We start from the raw sequence: 21,669 nt of genomic DNA on the forward strand, positions 1-21,669 counted from the left end.
AATGTAGATAACTTCTAGATAAAAGATTAATACCCCTTCAGTTTCAAATACGGTAAATTTATGTTTTTTGATGATTTTTTTAATTTTAAATAGAATTTAATGAATTACAGATGATTTTTATTAAACAATATGTTGCGAAATGACACATATTCAGATTAGAATCAAAAAACCAATTAAATTTACATTTTTATAACCAAACAGTCGCCTGGGCCAATTTTACGGTCGTTAGTGACTCGTCTGCATAAGCGCCAGGACATAAAATAGCGCACCCAAGGTGCCTAGTTATGTGTTCTGAAAAGAAGCGTGAATCCTGCTTACCCCGTCGTGAAGTGATTGCCTACGGTTTAGGTGATGTATCAGCCAGTTTGGTGTGGAATGCCGTAAGCGCCTTCGCATTGCTGTTTTATACCGATGTGGCACTGTTGCCTGCTGCCGCCATTGGCACATTATTCTTTGTTTCCCGTATTGTTGATGCCTTTTTTGATGTGGGCATCGGACTGGCGGTTGATCGCACCCGGTCGCGCTGGGGCCGCGCCCGGCCCTATTTGTTATTCGGCGCGCTGCCATTTGGTGTTTTCGGTGTACTCACCTTCTACGTGCCTGATATTGGCAGCGATGCGCGTTTTTACTATGCGCTTATCACGTATTTTGTACTGGGTTTGTTGTTGTCGGTGGTCACCATTCCTTACAGCGCCATGCTGCCGATGATGAGTAACCACGGTAAAGACCGCATCGACTTAAGCGCGGCCCGCTCTGTGGCTACGTCACTGGGTGTTATTGTGGTAACGGCGCTATTTATGCCGGGCGTTGCCTACTTCGGTAATGGCGATCAGGCACACGGTTTTTTTGTGATGGGGATTATTACTAGCATAGCGGCCACCCTATTACTGTTTTACTGCTTTGCTCTGTGTAAAGAAAGAGTGCCCGCCCCGCCTACCGAAGCGCTCAACATTAAAACTGATGTGCTTAAAATGTTTAAAAACCGCGCCTGGAATGTGGCTTCGGGTTTTGCATTGCTTAATTTTATTCGCTTTGGCGCACTGCTGTCGGTCACGCCTTATTTTGCCATTAATGTGCTTAAGCAGCCGTGGATGATTTCGGTGTTATTGCCCACTTTGTCGGGCACTTTGCTGGTTGGGGCTTTTCTGGCCCGCCCACTGTTAAACCGCTTTGGCATCGTAAAAGCCGATACCTGGGCATTAATTACCGGGTTTATTTGCTACGCCGCACTGCCTGTCTTTGAACAGCAGCCAGCCGTTTTCATTACCTTGTATGTGGCGTCGTCACTGTTTATCAGTATCACCATGACCTCTATTTACGCCATGGCCTCTGAAGCCGTGGATTTTCATCAGCACTGGTTTGGTACCCGTCAGGAAGGCTTACTGGCGGCTGGCGTATCGCTGGCCATAAAAATTGGTATGGCTTTTGGTACTGCAGGCGTTGCCTACGCCCTGGCCTGGGGAGATTACGATCCATCTACGGTATCTGACTCAGCCGTGCAGGCTATGTCACTGGTGTACTACGCCCTGCCCCTTGGCATTTTTGCCCTGCAAGGCGTGCTTATTCAGTGCTACCCCGCATCCTCACTATTATCTAACACGCACCGTTAAACAGGAGACATCATGAAACTCACCGCGTGCATCGAATGGTTATTTGAAGACGAAACAAACGATTTTGCCGAGCGTATTTACAAGGCAAAAGAAGCTGGCCTGGCTGGTGTGGAATTCCACTTATGGCGAGATAAACCCATTGCCGAGATTAAAAAGGCGCTTAATAAAACCGGTATTACCCTTACCAGCTTTTGTGTTGATCCGCGCCGCAGCATTGTGGATGAATCACAACTGGATGAATTTGTTACTGCGGTAACCGAGTCAGCCGCTGTGGCAAACGAACTTAACTGTAAACAAATGATCATTGCCTCAGGATTTTTACTGCCGGACACCAGCCCGGAACAGCACTTTGAGCTCGCCCTGCGCGCCCTCAAACTGGCGGCAGAAATTGGTGAGCGAACCGGCGTTACCTTGTTGCTGGAGCCCATTAATACCCGGGTCGATCACCCCGGCATGTACCTCGACAGCAACAAAGTCGGGCTGGATCTGGTTGACGCAGTTAACAGTCCTAACCTGCGCTTACTGTACGACGCCTATCATTCCATAGTGATGGGCGAAGACATTGAAACCATTATTGCGGGTCGTACCCAGTGGGTGGCACATATCCAGGTAGCCGACATGCCAGGACGCGGCGCACCGGGTACTGGCAGTGTGAACTGGCCAGCGGTTGTGCACATGCTGGAAACTGAACAATACGACGGCTGGGTTGGGCTGGAATATAAACTTAACGACCTCACCACCCGTGAAGCCATTCGCACAAGTCGCGCGACGTTAGCTATTTCGGAATAAGGAACACAGGTATGTTTACACTCTCAAGTAACCTTGAATATATGTTTAAAGAAGCCGGCGATAAACTGGAAGATCGCATCGCAGCGGCAGCGCAGGCCGGTATCACCCACGTTGAGATTTTCTCCATGGAAGGGCGCGACTTGCAAGCCGTGGCTAACGCGCTTTCAACTCATAATGTCACCTTGCAAAGTATGTTAGTTGATCCGCGTACCATGCTGGTACTGCGTGATACCCACGAGCAATTTCTGGCAAATGTAAGGGCCACCGCCGAGCAGGCCATTGCCTTAGGCTGCAAACACCTGGTGTGCGGATCTGGTACAGGCGCGCCGTTTCTACCACGTGCGGCCTCACTGGATATCGTATGTGAAGCCATTGATAAAGCGGCTGATATTGCCAAAGAGAAAGGACTTACCTTACTTCTGGAAGCGGTAAATACCCGCGTGGATCATCCAGGGGTATTTTTTAGTAACACCTCAGATACCTTTTATATTGCCAACAAGCTCAACCGCCCTGAAGTCAAAGTACTTTACGACCTTTATCACTCTGCGGCTGAAAACGAGGACGTGGTGTCAACGCTGCATACCATTGCCGGGCAAATTGGCCATATCCAGATAGCTGACTTTCCGGGACGCGGCGAGCCGGGTGCTGGCGAGCTTAACTGGCCGGAACTGCTGAATCATATAAGCAATACCGGCTACAGCGGTCCCATCGGTGTGGAGTGCTACCCTACTAAAGCCAGCACGGTAGAGGCATTGTCTTACATTCGCTCGCTCACTCAGTAATCTCAACCCGGCGCAGTGTCGCCGGGCTAATACAGAACAACACAGGACAACATTATGTCTGCATTTCACTATGCTATTAGCCTGGATATGATCAACCGTCATTATTCAGAGCCTAACCGCAATCGTTATGAATCAAAGTACTACTGGGAAGAACTGTACACGCTGATCGCCGCAGCCGGCTTTAACCGAATTGAAATTCCCTATGAGCCCGTGTGGCAATTTGGTGGCCGCAGCGGCGTACCCATGACCCAGTATTCCATTAATACCAAATATGGCGATGCCAAACAGTACAAAGCTTTTCTTGCCGATGCCGGTATTGACGCGGTAAGCGCCATCAGTTTTGACGCCAATTTGTTTGTGCGCAACAACCAGCTTGGCTTTTATTTTGGCGCCAGTGGCCACTTTGCCAGTCAGGCCATTGAATTTGCAGAGGAACTGGAAGCAGAATGCCTGGTGCTATCACCCACAGCCTATGCTGGCCGGTTACAGCATTACCATCCCAATCTGAATGTGGATGACGCCTCTTTTATTGAGCAGACCCGCGAGCTTATTAGCAATCTCGCCAGCAAAGCCAAGGCCGCTGGCGTGAAGCTGGCCTTACGCCCTGAATACTGGAGTTTGTTGTCGATTGAAACACTCACCCATTTAGTTGCCGAATCCGACAACCACGTGGGCATTGCCCTTAACACTGCGCACTTGCAACTTGCTGGCGCTGATACCACCGCCTTTATTGCCGATAATGCTGCACGTATCAGTTACATCCAGCTAGCAGACACCCAATTAAACGACTGTGCGTCGTTCAGGCACGCCGCCAATCCGGCATTCCCACCCGCGCAGGCCACTCAGGTTTTCAGTGATGTGGGTTGTGGTGAAGTGCCACTTACTCAGGCAATGCAATCGCTGCAACAGGCAGGCTACAACGGACAAGTGAGTTTGTGTAACCACCAGACCCGCGACCCAATGCGCGCCCTGTTGCGCAACCGCCGTTTTGTAAACCAACTTGCCACCCAGTTAACCGGAGCCTGATCATGCAGAATATTCATTATGCCTATATGAATCACTGGAAGAATATTCCGTACAAGTCTATTGCTAATTTTCGCGAGTTTTACTATCAGGATAAATCCAATACCGCTTACTACAGCGACTGGGATAACCTGCTGAAATATCAAAAAGCTCTGGGCTTTGACGGTATCGAAGTCGCCCCCTGGGATCTGGCCGACATTTTACCGTTGTTTGGCTCGGCCGACGCATTCAGACAGTTTGCTCAAGAGCGTGGCGTTGCTATTACCGGTATGTTTCACGGTGCCCACGCCAGCCATGACAAAGCCAAGTTTGATGAAGTCTTGCAGGCAGGAAAACAAGCGGTAGATACGATTGCCGGTTTTGGTGGCACGCAAATGAACACCTGCCCAACCGACAATTACTGCGGCATTGGCCCGCTATCCAGGGAAGAAGTAGCTCAATGCGCGAACGTGATGAACGAGATAGGCCGTTATGCCACGGATCATGGCATTAAACTGGGATTACACAACGAGTTCTTCTGTGGCATTAACTTAAGTGATCACCGCGAATTCATTGAGTTAACCGACCCGCGCTTTGTTCACTATTGTATTGATACCGCACAAATTTCGATTATGGGCGAGGACTTGCTGGACTTTTACGATACCTATGCCGAGCGTATCAGTGGATTCCATTTAAAAGACACGGCCGACATTAATCAACCAGACAGTGTGCGATTTTCCCGCGATCCGGAAATTCAGGACGACGGCAAACGCTGGTTCTGGGAATTAGGCCAGGGCGTACTGGACTTCCCGGCGCTTTACGAACTGCTTAAAAAGCATCAGTACAAGGGCTGGATCACACTGGAAACCGACGGTTCACCCGACTACCTGGCGTCTATGGCCATGTGCAGGTATTACATTGATAAAGAATTAAACCCGATTTACCGCTAACATCTTAAATGACGCAATCAGGCCTGCTTAATGTCGTAGGCCTGTTGCGCAGCAAACACATCATCCATATGGCGCTCTGCCCAGTGCGCCAATCCTGCTACGGCATCGGTTAAGGTGCTGCCAAGCGGGGTGAGCGCGTACTCAACCGTAACCGGCACCGTAGCAAATGCCTTGCGCGACACCAGGCCATCGCGTTCGAGCTTTTTAAGGGTTTGCGACAGCACCTTTTGAGACACGCCCTTAATTATTTTGCGCAACTGATTAAACCGCATCGGCTCATGTTGCAGGCAATCCAGTACCAATAACGACCATTTATCGGCGATGCGATTTAACACCGCCCGGGTCGGACATTTATCTTCATATACATCAAAGGGATGCTGCATAACCTACTCCAACGGTTACCCACAGGTAACTTTGTCACAAAAAAGTGCCTTCTTCCGCTTACTCTCTCACAGGTTTATATTGTTTACAAGGTTTCAAAAAGATACCAAATACCATTTAGTTTACATACATTGTTAAATCTGGAGATTTATTATGAAAAAGATTGCTGTTTTGGGTGCCAATGGCACCGTTGGTCAACATATTGTTCCCGCGTTAGTGGCCGCAGGCCATACTGTTTTTGCAGCCAGCCGTTCAGGCAAAACAGTTGAAGGGGTAACCGGCGTGGCGGTGGACTATGACTCACCAGCGTCATTCGATACACTGTTTAGTGCTGTTGATGTGGCTTATGTGATGCTGCCTACCGGCTATGTGGATATAGAGACAAAGCTGCTACCTGTGGTCGCACTGGCTGCTGAACATGGCGTAAAGGTCGTTTTTCAAAGCGTGTTTGGCGTGGATGCCGATGACAGCATTCCTTATCGCAAGGTGGAACTGGCGCTTGAAGCCAGTGGCACACCTTATGTAATCCTGCGTCCTAACTGGTTTATGGATAACTTTCATTCATTCTGGCTGGCCGGTATTCAGCACGGTGAATTGGCACTGCCTGCGGGCGATGCGCAAACCAGCTTTATTGATGCACGGGATATTGCCGACAGTGCGGTAGCCGCCCTCACCAATGATCGTTTTGATGGCAAGGCGTTTAACCTTACCGGCGGCGAGGCATTAAGTTATGCCGAGGCCATTAAGTTAATCAGCGATGCCATTGATAAACCGGTTACTTACGTTGCCAATAGTGCAGCGGCCTTCACAAATGGACTCATTAACGTGGGTGTACCTGCTGATTACGCGCATTTTCTGGCGGCGATTTTTGAGCCGGTGGCAGCAGGTTATACCGCAGCGATCAGCGGCGATGTTTTACAATTAACCGGGCACCAGCCCAGACGCTTCGCGGATTATCTGGCAACCAACGCCGCCCGATTCTAACAAAGCAAAGGGAGCAACATGCTCCCTTTCAAATTTTTTACACCATTTTCCGCAGTAACTGGCCAGTATTGAGCGCCAGCAACCGGTAACAACCCACTGCCCCCAGGATCCCCACTACCAGCGCACCAACAGTAGGTGCAATAACCCAATACTCCCAATGCATAGTGGCCTCCATATCAAAAACCCGGCTTTGCAACATATACAAACTGAATTCGTTGGCCATGGCGGCCATTAAACCGGCCACGGTGCCAATGATCAAAAACTCGTTGATCACACTGAAGCGAATAAGTGTGCCTTTCGCTCCCAATGTACGCAGAATGGCAAGCTCTTGCTGACGCTCATCCATACTGGCCTGCACCTGGGCAAACAACACCAGTGAACCTGCCACCAGCACCAATACCAAAATAAACTCCACCGCCAGTGACACCTGGTCGATAATTTCGCGTACCTGATTAATCCGGGCATCCACATCGAACATCGTTACAGACGCAAAGGGCTGCATCAGCGCGGTTATTTCTGACTTGCGATCACCATCCAAATGGAAGCTGGTGATGTAAGTAGCGCTAAACTCCTGCATCGCTGCCGGGTGAATAACAAAGAAGAAATTAGGTTGCATGGTTTGCCAGTTTACTTCACGAATACTGGTTACTTTGGTGAGCACAATTTCACTACCCACGTTGAATGTGAGTGTGTCGCCTAAGGCAATTTTTAATCGTTCGGCCACACCTTGTTCCACTGATACAGGATAAAGAGGCGATTCCCCTTCAGGTGTCCAGTTGGCATGCCAGCTACCTTGCACCACTTTGTTTTCGTGCTGTAGCACATCGCTCCAGGTTAAATTGGCCTCGCGCCCTAATCCTCTGCGTCCTTCCGTCGCTTCTGGATCCTCTTCTTTGGTCACTTCGGTATTTACACGCTCGTCATTCACCGCCACAAAGCGACCGCGTATCACCGGGTAAAACGCCTCAATATTCACGCCGTTATCAGCAAAGTGCTGTTCTAAAGCCGGCTTTTGCTGCTCGGTGATATTAATTAAGAAGTAGTTTGGAGTATTTTCCGGTAACTGCGCACGCCACTGGGCAACCATATCGTTGCGCATCACTAACACTACCAGCAACAACATGATGGTAATAGAAAAGCTGATGAGCTGAACACTGTTGTCCATTGCGCGGCGGCGAATACGTGCCCAGGCCAATTGCCATGCGCCCATGCTGCCATTACCAAGCTTACGACCAAGAGCAATCAAACCAAAGGTTACCAGTACCAGTGCGCCTACTAACAATGCACCAGATGCAAACAGGATGGCGCTGATTTCAATATCGCGACTGTATACCCACATTAACAGGAAAATAGCACCACCAGACACGCCAAATTGCAGCCCTTTTGAACTCATGCTAGCGCCCATGTCGCGGCGTAATACGCGCAGTGGTGGTACAGAGAACAGTCTTAGAAGTGGATATAGTGAGAATAAAACCGCACAAATAGTGCCGGTTAACACAGCGATAAACACCGGTCGCCAATGCCAGACATCCAGCGACACGTCTACCTGTCCAGCGAGGGCAGTCACCACCAGTTGCTGAATAACCACACCCGCAATGATGCCGATGACAATGCCTAACACCGTTATGAACATCACCTGCAGAATATAGACTCTGCGGATGAGTTGTTTACTGGCTCCCAGGGTTTTAAAAATAGCAACCGGATCAAAATGACGCTGACTGTAACGCTGCGCAGCCACTGCAATTGCCACTGCCGCCAACACTATCGCCAACAGGCTGGCCAGCAGGAAATAGCGCTCGGCTCGGGCAATCGAACGCCCAATAGCCGATTCATCGTCGCCCACGGTTTGCCAGCGATGTAACTCGTCATCCAGTTGCGGACGCAACCAGTCATAATAACTCTCGATGACTGAGGTATCACCCGCAAAATAAGCTTTGTATACCACCCGACTACCCGGGCCGGTAACGTTGGTTTTCTCAATATCTTCCAGCGCGATCAACGCCATCGGGTCGGTATTGAACACACTGAATCCCTGATCAGGAATTTCGCTGAGTACGCGGGTAACGGTAAATTTACTGTCGCCAACGTAAACGGTACTGCCAAGTTCAACGTCGAGCAATTGGAATAGCCGCGAGTCGATCCAGATTTCACCCGGTGCCGGGCGCTGCTGTGTAATCGATGGCGTACCAAATGGCTCATTTGCCACTTTAATGTCGCCTTTTAGCGGATAGCCATTACCCACTGCCCGCAAATCCACCAGCGCCATTTGCTGCTCGCCAAATGCCATAGAACGAGTACTGACCTGTTCCGCGGTTTCCAGCCCCTTATTGCTAGCTTCGGTTAACCATTCTGGAGCGATAGGATCGGCAGCCCTGAGCTGGCTGTCGGCTGCAATAAACTGAGAGGAGCGCTCTACCAACGCGCCTTGTAATCGTTCACTGAATAACGATAGCGACAGTACAGCCGCCACCGACAAAATAATCGCGAATAAAATAATTGTAAGTTCGCCGCGTCTGGCTTCGTGTTTAAACAGTCGCCACGCAAGATTTGTCACCATTACCGGCTCCCTTCACCTGCTGAGGCCAAAAACGGCTTTACATTGCGTTGTGAGGTGATTTCGGTAAGTTCGCCCGCCTGCATGCGCAACTGCCTGTCACATTTTGAGGCCAGCGTGTTGTCGTGGGTAACTAACACCAGTGTTGTGCCCACTTCGCGGTTTAACTCGAATAACAAATCTTCAATTTTTTCGCTGTTGGCGGCATCCAGATTACCGGTAGGCTCATCAGCAAACAGTATTTTGGGCTTTCCGATGAACGCCCGGGCAATGGCCACACGCTGCTGTTCACCGCCAGACAACTGATTGGGATAGTGATGTGCGCGATGGCTTAAACCCACTTGCTCCAAAATATCCTGCGCACGCTTTTTGGGATCAGATAGCCCGACTATTTCGGCCGGTAACATTACGTTTTCTATAGCGGTAAGGCTTTGGACCAGCATAAAGCTCTGGAAGATAAATCCAACCTTAGCACCGCGCAACTGCGCGCGCTGTTCTTCATCCATGGTATGCAGTGGCGCATCATCCAGATAGATTTCACCAGCACTCACTTCATCCAGCCCGGCGAGCAGACTGAGCAAGGTAGATTTACCGGAACCCGACGCCCCTACAATGGCAATCGACTCGCCCGGCTTGACTTGAAATGAAATTGGCTGAAGGATCTGTAACGAACCTTCACTCGTAGTTACGGTCTTAGTAATGTTTTTAGTTTCAATCATACAGGAGTAATCGTTGTCGTGTTTCGAAATGCTATCATTGACCTGATCGCGTCATGCAAACAGGTAACAAAGCTCGTACTAGTAATACCGCTGCTAGTGTATTCAGATCACCTGTTAGCAGCAGATGACAGCTCAACCGAAACGTCTGTCGGACAAACTGCAGATATTAAGTTACTGATCCTGGGTGATAGCCTAAGTGCCGGGTATGGGTTATTGCAAGCACAAAGCTGGGTTAGTTTGTTACAAAATATCTGGCTAGACGAGAATCGTAAGGTCGAAGTGATAAATGCTGCGATTAGCGGCGAAACGTCAGATGGTGGTCTGGCAAGACTGCCAAGGCTACTTAATCAGCATACGCCAACGCACGTGCTTATCGAGCTAGGCGGCAACGATGGGCTACAAGGACACAACGTAACGAAACTGCAGGAAAACCTGTCCAGCATGATTGAGCTGGTAAAAGCCGATGGCGCCGTTGTGTATTTACAGGATATGGAAATTCCAACCAACTACGGCCGCCGTTACAACCAGATGTTTGGTGATTCGTTTGACCAGGTCGCTGCGCAACAGGCCGTTACACTTATTCCCTTCTTTATGCAGGAGATCGCCCTGAATGACGAACTGATGCAGCGCGATGGCATTCATCCCAATGAAAAAGGTCAGCCGTTAATTGCCGAATTTATGCACAAACAGTTAACGCCGTTGTTATTTTCAAACGGGAAATAGTGGTTATCGTATTTGTACGTATTTTGCCCGGTACACTATACTGATTAAAAGTTACTTACCACTCAGTTAATACATGAGGATATTATGGAAATCAGCCAGTCGTCTTCTGCTCAGGTTTCGCCTCAGCCAGCGCCGGTTCGCAACGAACAACCCGCGCCGCCTGAACCTCAGCGTCAGGCCTCGTTAGAAGCGAGCCGTGAACCTGCACCGGCTCCAGAACCCAGACCTGCGCCTACGGGAAATGTGGGTCAAAATGTGGATACCTACGCCTGAATGAGTAATAACCGGAGCTCATACCCGGCTATGCTGCAGGTACTTTGACTCAAATTGCGCCAAAGGAATAGGTTTGCTGTAGTAGTACCCCTGAACCCATGTACAGCCGAGTTGTTGTAGCTGCGCTTCCTGCATCTGTGTTTCAACACCTTCTGCTACTACGCTCATGCCAAAGTTAGCGGCCAGATCGATAATGGATTTCACCACTGCGCCTTGCGTATCTGTGTTTAATTTGCCGGTGAATTCGCGATCTATTTTCAATTTGTCGATAGGCAATTTATCCAGATAGGCTAACGACGAATAGCCCGTACCAAAGTCGTCAATGGCCACAGAGAAACCCGCCTCTCTGAGAGATTGCAGGATATTCCTGGCCGACTGAAAATTCTCAATAATGGCACTTTCTACAATTTCCAGCTCAACTCTGCTGGCGTCAACCTTATGTTGTCGCGCAGCGGTATTCATGGCATCTACCAGCTCAAAGTCGGATAAATCAAGGGCTGACACGTTAAACGACAAAAACAAATCGTGTCCTTGCGATTGCCAGCGCTCCACAATGGAGAAGACTTCTTTAACTAACCACTTAGTGACATAGCGAATAGACCGGGTTTGCTCAGCAATTTGAATAAAGTCAGCCGGAGTTAAAAATCCTTTAACCGGATGGTTCCAGCGCAACAATGCCTCTGCACCAATGATGCGCTGATGTTTAATATCGAATTGTGGCTGCAGAAACAGTTCCAGCTCATTTTCTGCTACCGCGCGTTTTAACTCTGCCGCAATGGTTAAGCGATTATTGGCTTCAACCAGAATATCCTGTGTGTAGAACGCAAAATTTGCCCCGCCTGTTTTCTTCGACCGATACATGGCCGCATCAGCTCGTACCAGCAGGTCATCTGCATTATTGGCGTCCTGCGGGAATCGCGCGATACCAATAGACACTCCCACATTCACTTCATGCTCGTCGCTTAAGTAAAACGGTTTGCTTAATTCTTGTGTCAGATTACTGGCCAGCGTAACCAGTTCTGATTGCTCCCGGTAATCTTCAATCAGCAAAACAAACTCATCGCCGCCCATCCGCGCCAGAATATCGGAATGCCGTAATCGTGACGTCAATCGCTCTGTCACTTTGATAAGTAATTCATCACCGGCAATGTGCCCCAGTGAATCGTTTACCACTTTGAAGCGATCTAAATCCAGGAACAACAGCGCGCAGGATGATTTGTTTCGCTCAGCCCGACAAACCGCATGATGTAAATGCAGTTTAAATTGCACGCGATTGGGCAACCCGGTGAGTGAGTCGTAATGTGCGAGTCGTTCGAGCTTTTCTTCCGATTGTTTTATGTGCGTAATGTCTGAAAACACGGCAACAAAGTAATTAATCTGTTCATCGTTGTCTTTTACAACTGAGATACTCAACAGTTCCGGAAACACAGTGCCGCTTTTGCGCTTATTCCAAATTTCACCGCGCCAAAAGCCCTCAGCATTCAGTTCCTGAAACATCTTTTTGAAAAACGCAGGAGGATGAATACCCGATGACAATATACTCGGCTTCTGCCCAATAATTTCCTGTTCAGAATATCCGGTGATTGCACTGAATGCCGGATTTACCGACACGATGTGCTGGTGTGCATCTGTTACCATAATGCCTTCCAGGCTATGGTTAAACACATGCTGACTCAACTCCCAACGCGCCTGATATTCAAGTCTTTCTGTAATATCAATGATCAGCGTAAACAGAAATGGGCGCTCTGCAATTTCCACGGGAGTAGAGAACGCTTCGATATGTCTTACCGACCCATCGGCTAACCGATGTTTGCGAACAAAGCGGCTTGACGCCCGCATAAAAGCCCGCTGAATGTTGCCCTTTACGGTATCATCATCAGACTGGTCAATTTGCTGCATTCGCATACACACCAGTTCTGAGACAGGATAACCGTAATATTTTCCAGCCGCTTCATTAGCATCAATAATATTGCCTTGTTCATCCAGAATGAGCATAACAACAGCATGAGAAGAGAAGAACTGCCGGAATTTTTCTTCCGAACGCCGTAACGCCTGAAACGATTGCAAGTGCAGGCTCCGGTTATTTTGACGAAGCTGAGCAACATAAAACGCTATTAACGTAAGCAATGTGGCTATGAACCAAAAAATCGGGTGAAAATGCGTACCTGTCCAGCCATCGGCTGGCTCGGCTTCTATGAACCATTCACCGTAAGGAAGTTTAACCGGCAACGAAACCGGCTCAACAAGGCCTGCACCAGCGGAACTAGCAAAAATGGCTGTTGTATTGCCGTTATCGGTGCTCTTCTTAAGCACAACATTCAGTGACGCGTCTTTTGACAACCCCGCGCCCTCAATCACTTTTTCGTAATCCAGCACCACAGAGATAACGCCCCAGGTCTCATCCCCCACAAAAACAGGTAACCTGGCAATCAGCCCAACGCCGCCCTGTACAAGTTCAACAGGCCCATCCAGAATGGTTTTGCGCACAGCAATGGCTTTGAAAACCGACTCGCGTTGTGCGGGAATGTCGCGATAATCAATACCCAGCGCTTTTTGATTGCCTTCTACGGGGTAAATCATACGCACAACAAAGTCTCTTGCTCCGCCAATATTGATAATACTGTTGCGTTGTGCAAGTAATCCACTCACAAACTGAGAGAACTCTTTTTGACTGAGATTGGGATTTAATGCGACGTAGGCCGAAACCCCACGCATAAGTTCAACGTTGGTGTAGAGTTCAAATTCAAGGTTGGCGCGCAAGGAAGCCAGACGTTGGGTAACATCATTAATTTGCTGTTCCCGCTCCCATTTGGAAGCCAGAAAATCAGCCAGTAAAGACAACGCGACCGCAAGCAGTGAAATAATTGCGAATGCGCGCAAAGGAAACGTTTTAATAATCATCAACGGTATTTTGAATTGACTGCAACTAAAGTATCAACCACCAATGCAATTATTCAACAGGAATTTGGAAATTAATAACATTATAAGGTAGATCGCCCGTATTTTTGATGATCTTGCAAAGAATCACATTATCATTTTTAATACGTTTGTTTGTATTTGTACAAACAGAAAACGCCCCGCATAGCGCGGGGCGCAGGCTTAATGATCATCAACAATCACGGCTTATCTGATGTATTGCGACGCCTTGGGTGAGTCAGCAAATTCCTGATACCGCTGTTGAAGTTTGATTTGACGGGATGTGTGTTCAACAACCTCACCGTTAATCAGCACAGTTTCTGCCGCTTCGGTAACTTCCAGCGGATCACCGCTCCATATCACCAGATCCGCTCTTGCTCCTTTGCTTAAACTGCCAATAGTTTCCGACATCCCCAGAATTTTCGCAGGGTTCACGGTTAATGCAGCTAACGCAGCATCATGAGGCAATCCATGTGCTACGGCGTTGCCCGCATGCTGAGTAGCCAGACGAATATTATGCGTTTCCATGCCAATAGCCACAGTAACGCCTGCTTTATGTAGTCGCGCGGCATTTGCTAACGTAGCCCCCATCTGATCAAATCCACCAGGTAGATTAAACTCGGGGTCGATGATCACAGGTATTTTTGCAGCGGCCAGTTCATCAGCCACTCGCCAACCTTCCATGCCTTTCACTAACACCACGTGAATAGTTGGATGACGCTGTTTAAAGGCAATAACCTGACGAATATCGGCAGCGCGATCGGCATGAATAAGCAAAGGTGCATCGCCATTTAATACCGGCTTTAAGGCTTTTACATCGAGCCGGCTGTTAATGCCATGCCACTCTGTGGTAGCAGAAAGTGTTTTAGGTGCTTCCTGGGCCTCCACAATGGCATTCTCCAGCATTACCCAAAGCGCCGCACGTGATCCCCCGACATCATCAACCCCCGCATTGCCCACATTCACCGCTACAAAAGCCCTGGGTTTCAGTACCGGTTGCGCATCACCGTCCAGCGTAATCACCGCGCCCTGACCGTGGAACAGGTAGTCGGTTTTCGAGATTGTGGTTGCAGCAGAGGTAATCCCCTCAACCCGACTGATTGCCATTAACGTAGAATCGGGATTGACTGCATAACTCACATCATATGCGGCCCCGGTGCTCGACACTGGCAGCGCAGTAACAGCGCTGTCTACCGTACCCGCAGACATGCCCACTTCAACCAAACCCAGCTGAGTATAAGCCCCTACCAGTCCAGGCGTTACGTATTTGCCGGTAGCATCGATAACCGTGTATCCAGCGGGTACAGTAGTGCCATTGGCGACACTCACCACTTTGTGGTTATCAATCAATACTGTTGCAGACTCCAGAGTCCCCTGGGCAGTACCGGTAAACACCTTGCCACCCACAACGGCAATTTTTTCAGCCATGGCCGAGGCACTTACTGACAGGAGTGCAGCCGTTAATAATAGCGTTTTCATTTGCTGTCTCCTTCGCCTACCTGACCTAATTCAAAATCACCAACCGGCCAGGTCTGTGGATCGTTCAAATCGTAGGCCAGCCCCCCATCGATATACACTTTTTCTGCCCTGGCATAGGTAGAAAACGGATTGGCCGTCCACAGAACTACATCGGCATTTTTGCCTGTTTCCAGTGAGCCGGTTTTATCGAAAATACCCAATGATTTCGCCGGATTGGCAGATAGCCAAACCCAGGCTTGCTCCTGAGGGATATCTATGCCGACACGACGGCCATCCGCCCAGGCTTTGGCAGCCTCCTGATTAAGGCGCTGAATACCTAAATCACTGTCTGAGTGAACAATGGCGCAAGCGCCCGCTTTGTGCACCATAGGCACGTTTTCGCGAATGCCGTCATAGGCTTCCATTTTAAAGCCCCACCAGTCTGCCCACATGGCAGAACACACGTTATTTTCGGCCAGAATGTCAGCTATTTTGTATGCTTCAACGGCGTGTTGAAACGAATAGATCTGGTAGCCAAATTCCTTCATCATGATCCTTAACGGTAAGGAAAATAATACAATTTTTGTATGGGTGGGTAGGTTGCTTCTTAATTTTACTGACTTACTCTTATCACTGCACACAAAGTCGTGTACAAAAAAGGTAGCTACTAAATCTGCAACATAAATAATTACTAACCTAAAGATGTTAGGCTACATATTTTGCAAATTGACACTTCTTCAGCCACTAGAATTTCCCCCGCATCAAAGCGACGTGCAACGTCCTTCTGCTCCGTTTAACTCTCCTTTATTTCTACGGGGTGGAATTTCACGCAATGTCACTCTCTTTTAAATTAGCTATAAACAGTTTGTGTTTACTGTATTTAATGTCGCTAACTAATTGAGCATACAGCGTCCAGATCACCCGCTATACTAAAACTACTCGCACATTAAGAGACTGAGACATGTCAGCAGATTCAGAAGATGTAGAAATTACGATCGAAAAATTGCAGCAAGAATTAAGAATGTTTTTCTGCAACGATGATACAACCATTAACGAGTGGCTCGACTTGCCCCTACCAGTTCTGAATGGCGAACGTCCCAGAAATATGTTTGATACGGCTGAGCGACGTCAGCAACTATTTCAAATAGTTGAAGAAATGAAGTATGGCGAAATGGCTTAAGGTAAACCGTCATAATTAGCCATTTAGCTTATACGAATATGTTTGAAGCCTGTTCGGGCTGGTTTGTAACAAAAGTCCCTACCATCTGTAAGATTGGGTTTGGCTCCAGAGCGACCTTCCTCGAATTAGTAGTCAAAATACACCTAATGCTAATAAAAGCAGGTCGCGCTTTTTAAGTGTATGTGGGCAGAAACTTGCAAAGCGTGAAATTGCGAGAGATAATCACAGCAGTTAAGAGGGAGACTAAGTCGGTTTGAAAAATCCTCCCCGCCCGCTAGCTACGAGGTGTTTTGAGCGAGTAACGTCGGATCCTAACATACGCTAGCGCTTACGCCAGACGTAAGAGGAAATAGGTGAACCGGAAGCAACACCCTAATCAAGCTCCGCATTCGTAGAGCTAGCATTCTTATCGAGAATGCACTAATCATCTATCGTATATATCAAGCCAACCATTTACAGCAAAAGCTTAAACAGAAGTTTATTCATAGCTACATGACTTTTCTAACGGGACAGTAAAAGGTAACCATATGTTTACTTTTATGAGCATTTTACCCAGAATGTACTTATATGATTACTTTTTGAGAGCAAAGTGTGAAATATACGGTTGGATACTTTGATGGCGATATGTTGAAAGAGAAGCGAAAACAGCGAGGCTGGACACAAGCATATGTGTCTGAGCGAACAGGACTCAGTAAGCCACAAATAATTAAAATAGAAAAGGGACTGTTTAGCGGTGGGATTAAATATCTTCGCAAGTATCTTGAGTTGCTTGACTTAGAAATTACTATTACTGAGAAACGGAATGAGGTGCCACAACTTGACGAACTTGCTGAACTATTCGGCGATGACTAACTTGAATAAGATTCAACTCCACCTGACAAAGTACAAATGTAGATTTCAGATCGATTCTGACTTGCCCGATTCAGACAAACAACAGACATATACGAAAGTCATTTCATTCTTCCTCTAAGCGCCACTTGCAGTCGTTCAAACAACTTTCTGAGACTCAAATCGTCAACTGAGTATAAAGTACGTTAGTGGGTAACATAATTTCATATAATGTTACCCCGTCATACACTCTTGCAATATTCAGATATTAACGGCGTTTTACAACCCCTTCATCAAGGAGCCACTCAATATCTTTTGAGAATGTTGGAGCTGAAGGCACATGTTGCTTGCATATTTGATAAAAGGCTTCACTAAGCTCGGACTCTAATACACCATAGTTTCGGCCATAACCCGGTAAAATAAGGTATTTTTGTGAATATCGCTGACTATCCGAAATTGTACTGGCGTTGTTTACCGCAACATCAAGAATTAACAAACGCCTCGCAATTTCGATTCTGTTTTGATTAATAAAAATATCTGTTGCAGTACTTTCGATAAACCCTTCTTCAATACAGGTGTTGATAACTCGTTCTATTTCGTTTTCAGGATACTCCTGATCAGCCAACTCTTTGATAACTGTTTTTTTATCATTTGACATTGTGGTGAGTAACACATGCTCTAAATCAATCGGTGTCAGAAACTTGATTACCTGTAGTTCTCTTCGAAGCCTTACGAGAATACTCTTAACTTGAAAGAACGAAGCTGTGTTGGAGAAAGCTAGCATGTGCTGTAGATCTCCTCTCAAAGACGCGTAGTAGCCAGCTCCGTCAAGATATTCAACAAACCTTGCAGTTGGGTATTTTTCTAACGTAAAAGCTCTAGAGCTTTGAGTTTGATCAACCACCTTGTGAGAGACACTGCCCGAATCACCAGCATAAAATTGTGACTGTATGAACAATTTGGGTTTAGGTTCCCAGTTTTTTACGTTAAAAGGAAGAATAAAATCGTAAGCTCTCGTTTTTATCTTCCGTTTTCCTCCTTCTTGAACCACTTGTTCCCCTACAATCACATCATTGAGGTTGTAGTCGGTATTTGGTCTAAGACCTATCTTATTTAATTTCTCACGAAGGATATCTTCAGGGATGTGGCCGCCTGACGCAGATACGCTGCCTCTCACCTTAAAAATAGTGCAAGAGTTAAGGAGGTACTTGCCCATATTAATCTCATTTTGGGTGTCATTGAGACGAATGTATGAACTGCAAATGGCCCAAAATTGCATTATTTCATCTTGATCTTCAAGAATAAGGCTGGTGTATTCCTTTAAAAAAACAGCAAGGTATTCATAAAGATCAAACAAAGGTTCAGTAACCACATTTTGAGCATAAGCCTCATGTGATCCGACTAAACACCCCGCTAATAATTTTGAGATATAATCAGACTTTGTTGTGGAGGGTAACTGTACCAACTTAAATTTAATTGTTTTCTTCGATGGCCCCCTTTTCGGTATCATCGGGTTTATTTCGTCGTCTTTCAGTTTAATTAAAAAATGATTCTTTAAGTTATTATCGGTAGCGCCGGAAGTTAAGAAAAGCAAATTAAAAAAGGAGTCGATGAATTCCGAAATGAGCGTCTCATCTGAGCTGAAATCATCACCTGAAACTAATTCAGAGCAAGCGTCGATCAATGCCAAGCAAAGTTTGTCGATTTCACAATCGTTATGATCTCCGAAGCTTTTTAAACGAAGAGATAGTCTCTCAATACAGTCACAAATCGAGTTGATCTCCATATTAAACTTCTCAGTGTCTTTTACCCGCTCTAGCTTTGCAGTCATCCACTGATCAAATTCATCTAATTGTTCTGAGACACTTATATTTTCAGGTAACAACCTCATCTATCATCCTTATGTTTTTATGTTTTCCTAAGGTATAATAACCTTAATAAGAGGTGTGGACATGTCAATATTAACAAATATAAAAATCAGTAAGTTAGCGAATTCTCTAGGTCTAGATGTTGAGCATGATGCTTCAATTGATAAAGACAGTACTTACTGTATGAACAATTTTCCGCTTGACCAGTATGATACGCAGTTATTTATTGGTGATAACTTAGTCCATTTGCAAGAGTTAGCATTACATTCGTCACAAGTCGTGGATGTTTGCTACATAGACCCACCATACAACACTGGTTCAAAGTTTATTTACCAAGACAACAGAAAATCAAACAACCATCCTTTGTTTGGAAGTCATGCTTCTTGGATGAGTTTTATGTTACCAAGACTATGTTGGGCCAAGGAGCTGTTAAAAAAATCTGGTGTGATAACAATAAGCATCGATGATTACGAGTTAGCGTACCTCAAGCTATTGATGGATAGAATATTTGGCGAAGATAATTTTATTGCCTGTGTCATCGTTTGCCGCTCAAAGAACGGAAAAGGTAGTAAAAAAAATGTAGCTACTAATCACGAATACCTGCTTGTTTATGGTAATACTTCTGATTCATCTCTAATTGGAGAATTGGACGACAGCGCTTATCCTAAGTCTGATGAATATGGGTCCTTCCGTACAGACGGCTTATTCAGAAAAAAGGGTGATGCCAGCTTGAGAACGGACAGGCCAAATATGTATTACCCACTCTATTTTGATGGTAATTCTGGGAAAGTCTCTGTTGATCCTATTGACGGTTGGGAAGTTGTTTATCCAACCGATTCAAAGGGAATGGAGCGTCGGTGGCTGTGGGGACCTGAGACGGCAAGAAAGAGACAGTGGCAATTGTTTGCAAGTAAAAAAGGAGTGATTTACGTTAAAAACTACGCGTCTCAAGGTGGTGATGAACCAAAGCGAAGAAAAATCAGAACAATCTGGTCCGACACTAGTTTTTATACCGAAAGAGCCACTAACGAAATTACTGAAATGTTCGGTAGTAAGATATTTGACACTCCTAAACCTATTGATTTTATCAAGAAAATAATTGATGTTTGCGGTGAAAAAGATGCAGTTGTTTTAGATTTTTTTGCAGGTTCCGGTACAACAGCGCATGCCGTTCATTCGCTCAATAGAGGTGATTCAGGAAATAGAAAATGTCTGCTCATGGAAAACGATACCCCCATACCGAATAATCACGCAGCTCGAGAATTAGGCTATAAGAAAATCTCCGATATCGTTACCGCGAGATTGAATAAAATTCAGAAGATTGACCAGAGTTACTCATATACTTGTATATCTCTATATGACGCATACTTTGAGGAAAAGATAGAAGCAACTTCCTAAGTGAAACTTACAGAGAAACTCTTTTCAGTCCTAAGCGCTTTTCCATAAGTTCAATATAATCAGGATTATGATCGCACAAAATTGCTTTGAAGCCATTCTTGTTTGCAATTGCACCAGTTGTGCCAGAGCCTGCCATAGGGTCAAAAACGAGGCTTTCTGAATTAGCAGTCATTTTGAAGAGAGTGTCATATACCTTTTCAGGTTTCTGTGCAGGATGACCTGTTTGTTCATTTCGTCCTATAAAACCAATATTTAATGCTGCTTCAATAACGCTTGGTGGCCCCGGAATATAGCGTAGTTTTCCTTCCTCTTTTTTTTGAAGTTGCTTTTCTGTTAAGAAAGGCTCTAGGAAAATTTGGGCTTCGGAGCGTGATAAATGCAAACAAGTTTGCTGGGCGGATCGCCAACCACGTATTACAGAAGGATTGTTTTTATAGTACCAAGTCAGCCAGCAGTTATACTCTAAAGGCGAGGGAATCCTCGAAACAAAATTTGCTACTATCTCTGGAAAACCCCATAAAAAAACGTGCTGGGAGATTCTTGAAGCTTTCGTCAATAAGCTCATTACAAACTCATTATAGTCATCTCTGACACCACCGATACCTTTATTATACCAAGGGTCAAGCATGCATACGTCAATATCACCAACATTGGTTGATACCAATTCAAAAGATGTAGAAACGTCCATTGGTGGTAAAATTACCAAGCCATTTTTGTTCAGTTCTGACTTAATAACCAAACTTAAATCTTTAGCAGCAACATCGTTTTCTAGCAATTAAAGAATCCTCTAGTCCGTTATAACCAACCTGAAAGGTTATGAGCGAATTTAAAATATAGTTAAACATCGTTTAGTAAATCGGAGAATTTTGTATGTAATCAACCATTGCGTTTTGCATTTATCCATATGTTACTAGTAGTTTAGCTACTGCCATTTTACCTCTGAGTAGGTACTCTATACGTTCTTTGTTTATTTTCGTGTAATTGTACCCAATCTAGACCTTAAAGCCTGATTATTACTTCCTAATTTCTACAGAACCACACAGTAATTAGTATTTTATTTACACAGAATCATCCAACAAGCCATGCGAATAGTACCCAATTTGTATATCGGGCACTTTCTGAGCGCTTTTACTACCCAATATGCACAGAATCACCCGGCATGACACAGCGATTAGTACCTAATTAGCACATCGGGCATTCTTTAAGCCCTTTTACTACCCAATTTGCACAGAATCACCCGGCAGGACACAGCGA

Annotated in this window: 18 protein-coding genes and 1 pseudogene; 11 read left to right on the forward strand and 8 right to left on the reverse strand. The window is 46.2% G+C overall.

The genetic code is table 11. The features are described 5' to 3' along the window. The first annotated feature begins 284 nt into the window (after positions 1-284). From FJ444_RS16665 to FJ444_RS16685, 5 genes are read left to right on the forward strand one after another with little or no spacing between them, the layout of a single operon-like run. The gene (locus FJ444_RS16665; protein WP_140960166.1) at positions 285-1,610 is read left to right on the forward strand and encodes an MFS transporter; all 1,326 of its coding nucleotides are present in this window, start codon (positions 285-287) and stop codon (positions 1,608-1,610) included. 12 nt (positions 1,611-1,622) lie between these two features. Further along, positions 1,623-2,399 (forward strand): TIM barrel protein, encoded by a 777-nt coding sequence (locus tag FJ444_RS16670; protein WP_140960168.1) that lies wholly within the window; start codon positions 1,623-1,625, stop codon positions 2,397-2,399. 11 nt (positions 2,400-2,410) lie between these two features. Further along, positions 2,411-3,181, forward strand: coding sequence for a TIM barrel protein (locus FJ444_RS16675; RefSeq protein ID WP_140960170.1), 771 nt, complete (start codon positions 2,411-2,413; stop codon positions 3,179-3,181). Positions 3,182-3,235: 54 nt separating this feature from the next. Next, on the forward strand, positions 3,236-4,207 hold the full coding sequence (locus FJ444_RS16680) for a sugar phosphate isomerase/epimerase (protein ID WP_140960172.1): 972 nt from the start codon (positions 3,236-3,238) through the stop codon (positions 4,205-4,207). A 2-nt stretch (positions 4,208-4,209) separates the two neighbouring features. Next, positions 4,210-5,133: a sugar phosphate isomerase/epimerase gene (locus FJ444_RS16685; protein WP_140960174.1), complete on the forward strand. Its 924-nt coding sequence runs from the start codon at positions 4,210-4,212 to the stop codon at positions 5,131-5,133. A 17-nt stretch (positions 5,134-5,150) separates the two neighbouring features. Here FJ444_RS16685 and FJ444_RS16690 read toward each other — a convergent pair whose 3' ends face one another. Continuing rightward, the gene (locus tag FJ444_RS16690) at positions 5,151-5,516 is read right to left on the reverse strand and encodes a helix-turn-helix domain-containing protein (protein WP_140960176.1); all 366 of its coding nucleotides are present in this window, start codon (positions 5,514-5,516) and stop codon (positions 5,151-5,153) included. Positions 5,517-5,667: 151 nt separating this feature from the next. Here FJ444_RS16690 and FJ444_RS16695 point away from each other — a divergent pair, with 151 nt between their 5' ends. Then, positions 5,668-6,498 (forward strand): SDR family oxidoreductase, encoded by an 831-nt coding sequence (locus FJ444_RS16695; protein WP_219993912.1) that lies wholly within the window; start codon positions 5,668-5,670, stop codon positions 6,496-6,498. A gap of 37 nt (positions 6,499-6,535) precedes the next feature. On the opposite strand, the gene FJ444_RS16700 is transcribed toward FJ444_RS16695, so the two are convergent. Together FJ444_RS16700 and FJ444_RS16705 are read right to left on the reverse strand one after the other, a co-directional pair. Then, positions 6,536-9,055, reverse strand: a complete 2,520-nt coding sequence (locus FJ444_RS16700) for an ABC transporter permease (RefSeq protein WP_140960180.1) — start codon at positions 9,053-9,055, stop codon at positions 6,536-6,538. After that, a complete protein-coding gene (locus tag FJ444_RS16705; protein WP_140960182.1) occupies positions 9,055-9,771 on the reverse strand; it encodes an ABC transporter ATP-binding protein in 717 nt (238 codons plus the stop codon). Before FJ444_RS16705 ends, FJ444_RS16700 begins: the two co-directional genes overlap by 1 nt. Before the next feature lie 18 nt (positions 9,772-9,789). Between FJ444_RS16705 and FJ444_RS16710 the strand changes: the two genes are divergently transcribed. After that, positions 9,790-10,494, forward strand: a complete 705-nt coding sequence (locus FJ444_RS16710) for an arylesterase (protein ID WP_370298066.1) — start codon at positions 9,790-9,792, stop codon at positions 10,492-10,494. Positions 10,495-10,578: 84 nt separating this feature from the next. Further along, on the forward strand, positions 10,579-10,767 hold the full coding sequence (locus tag FJ444_RS16715; RefSeq protein WP_140960184.1) for a hypothetical protein: 189 nt from the start codon (positions 10,579-10,581) through the stop codon (positions 10,765-10,767). Between the two features lie 18 nt (positions 10,768-10,785). Here the strand turns inward: FJ444_RS16715 and FJ444_RS16720 are convergent, their stop codons facing one another. From FJ444_RS16720 to FJ444_RS16730, 3 genes and pseudogenes are all read right to left on the reverse strand, one after another. After that, on the reverse strand, positions 10,786-13,668 hold the full coding sequence (locus tag FJ444_RS16720; protein ID WP_140960186.1) for an EAL domain-containing protein: 2,883 nt from the start codon (positions 13,666-13,668) through the stop codon (positions 10,786-10,788). A gap of 222 nt (positions 13,669-13,890) precedes the next feature. After that, the gene (locus FJ444_RS16725) at positions 13,891-15,162 is read right to left on the reverse strand and encodes an amidohydrolase family protein (RefSeq protein ID WP_140960188.1); all 1,272 of its coding nucleotides are present in this window, start codon (positions 15,160-15,162) and stop codon (positions 13,891-13,893) included. Further along, a pseudogene (locus FJ444_RS16730) lies at positions 15,159-15,692 on the reverse strand (amidohydrolase family protein); the annotation flags it as partial. The gene FJ444_RS16725 and the pseudogene FJ444_RS16730, both read right to left, overlap by 4 nt. Positions 15,693-16,102: 410 nt before the next feature. Between FJ444_RS16730 and FJ444_RS16735 the strand changes: the two are divergent. Both FJ444_RS16735 and FJ444_RS16740 read left to right on the forward strand, forming a co-directional pair. After that, positions 16,103-16,321: an antitoxin Xre/MbcA/ParS toxin-binding domain-containing protein gene (locus FJ444_RS16735; protein WP_140960192.1), complete on the forward strand. Its 219-nt coding sequence runs from the start codon at positions 16,103-16,105 to the stop codon at positions 16,319-16,321. Positions 16,322-16,912: 591 nt separating this feature from the next. After that, positions 16,913-17,173, forward strand: a complete 261-nt coding sequence (locus FJ444_RS16740) for a helix-turn-helix transcriptional regulator (protein WP_140960194.1) — start codon at positions 16,913-16,915, stop codon at positions 17,171-17,173. A gap of 244 nt (positions 17,174-17,417) precedes the next feature. On the opposite strand, the gene FJ444_RS16745 is transcribed toward FJ444_RS16740, so the two are convergent. Next, positions 17,418-19,040, reverse strand: a complete 1,623-nt coding sequence (locus FJ444_RS16745) for a hypothetical protein (RefSeq protein WP_140960196.1) — start codon at positions 19,038-19,040, stop codon at positions 17,418-17,420. A gap of 61 nt (positions 19,041-19,101) precedes the next feature. Here FJ444_RS16745 and FJ444_RS16750 point away from each other — a divergent pair, with 61 nt between their 5' ends. Beyond that, a complete protein-coding gene (locus tag FJ444_RS16750) occupies positions 19,102-20,415 on the forward strand; it encodes a site-specific DNA-methyltransferase (RefSeq protein WP_140960198.1) in 1,314 nt (437 codons plus the stop codon). A gap of 7 nt (positions 20,416-20,422) precedes the next feature. On the opposite strand, the gene FJ444_RS16755 is transcribed toward FJ444_RS16750, so the two are convergent. After that, positions 20,423-21,190, reverse strand: coding sequence for a DNA methyltransferase (locus tag FJ444_RS16755; RefSeq protein ID WP_140960200.1), 768 nt, complete (start codon positions 21,188-21,190; stop codon positions 20,423-20,425). Positions 21,191-21,669: the final 479 nt, after the last annotated feature.

Origin of the sequence: Aestuariibacter sp. GS-14, from assembly GCF_006494365.1 — a bacterium.
Lineage (GTDB): Bacteria > Pseudomonadota > Gammaproteobacteria > Enterobacterales > Alteromonadaceae > Alteromonas > Alteromonas mangrovi.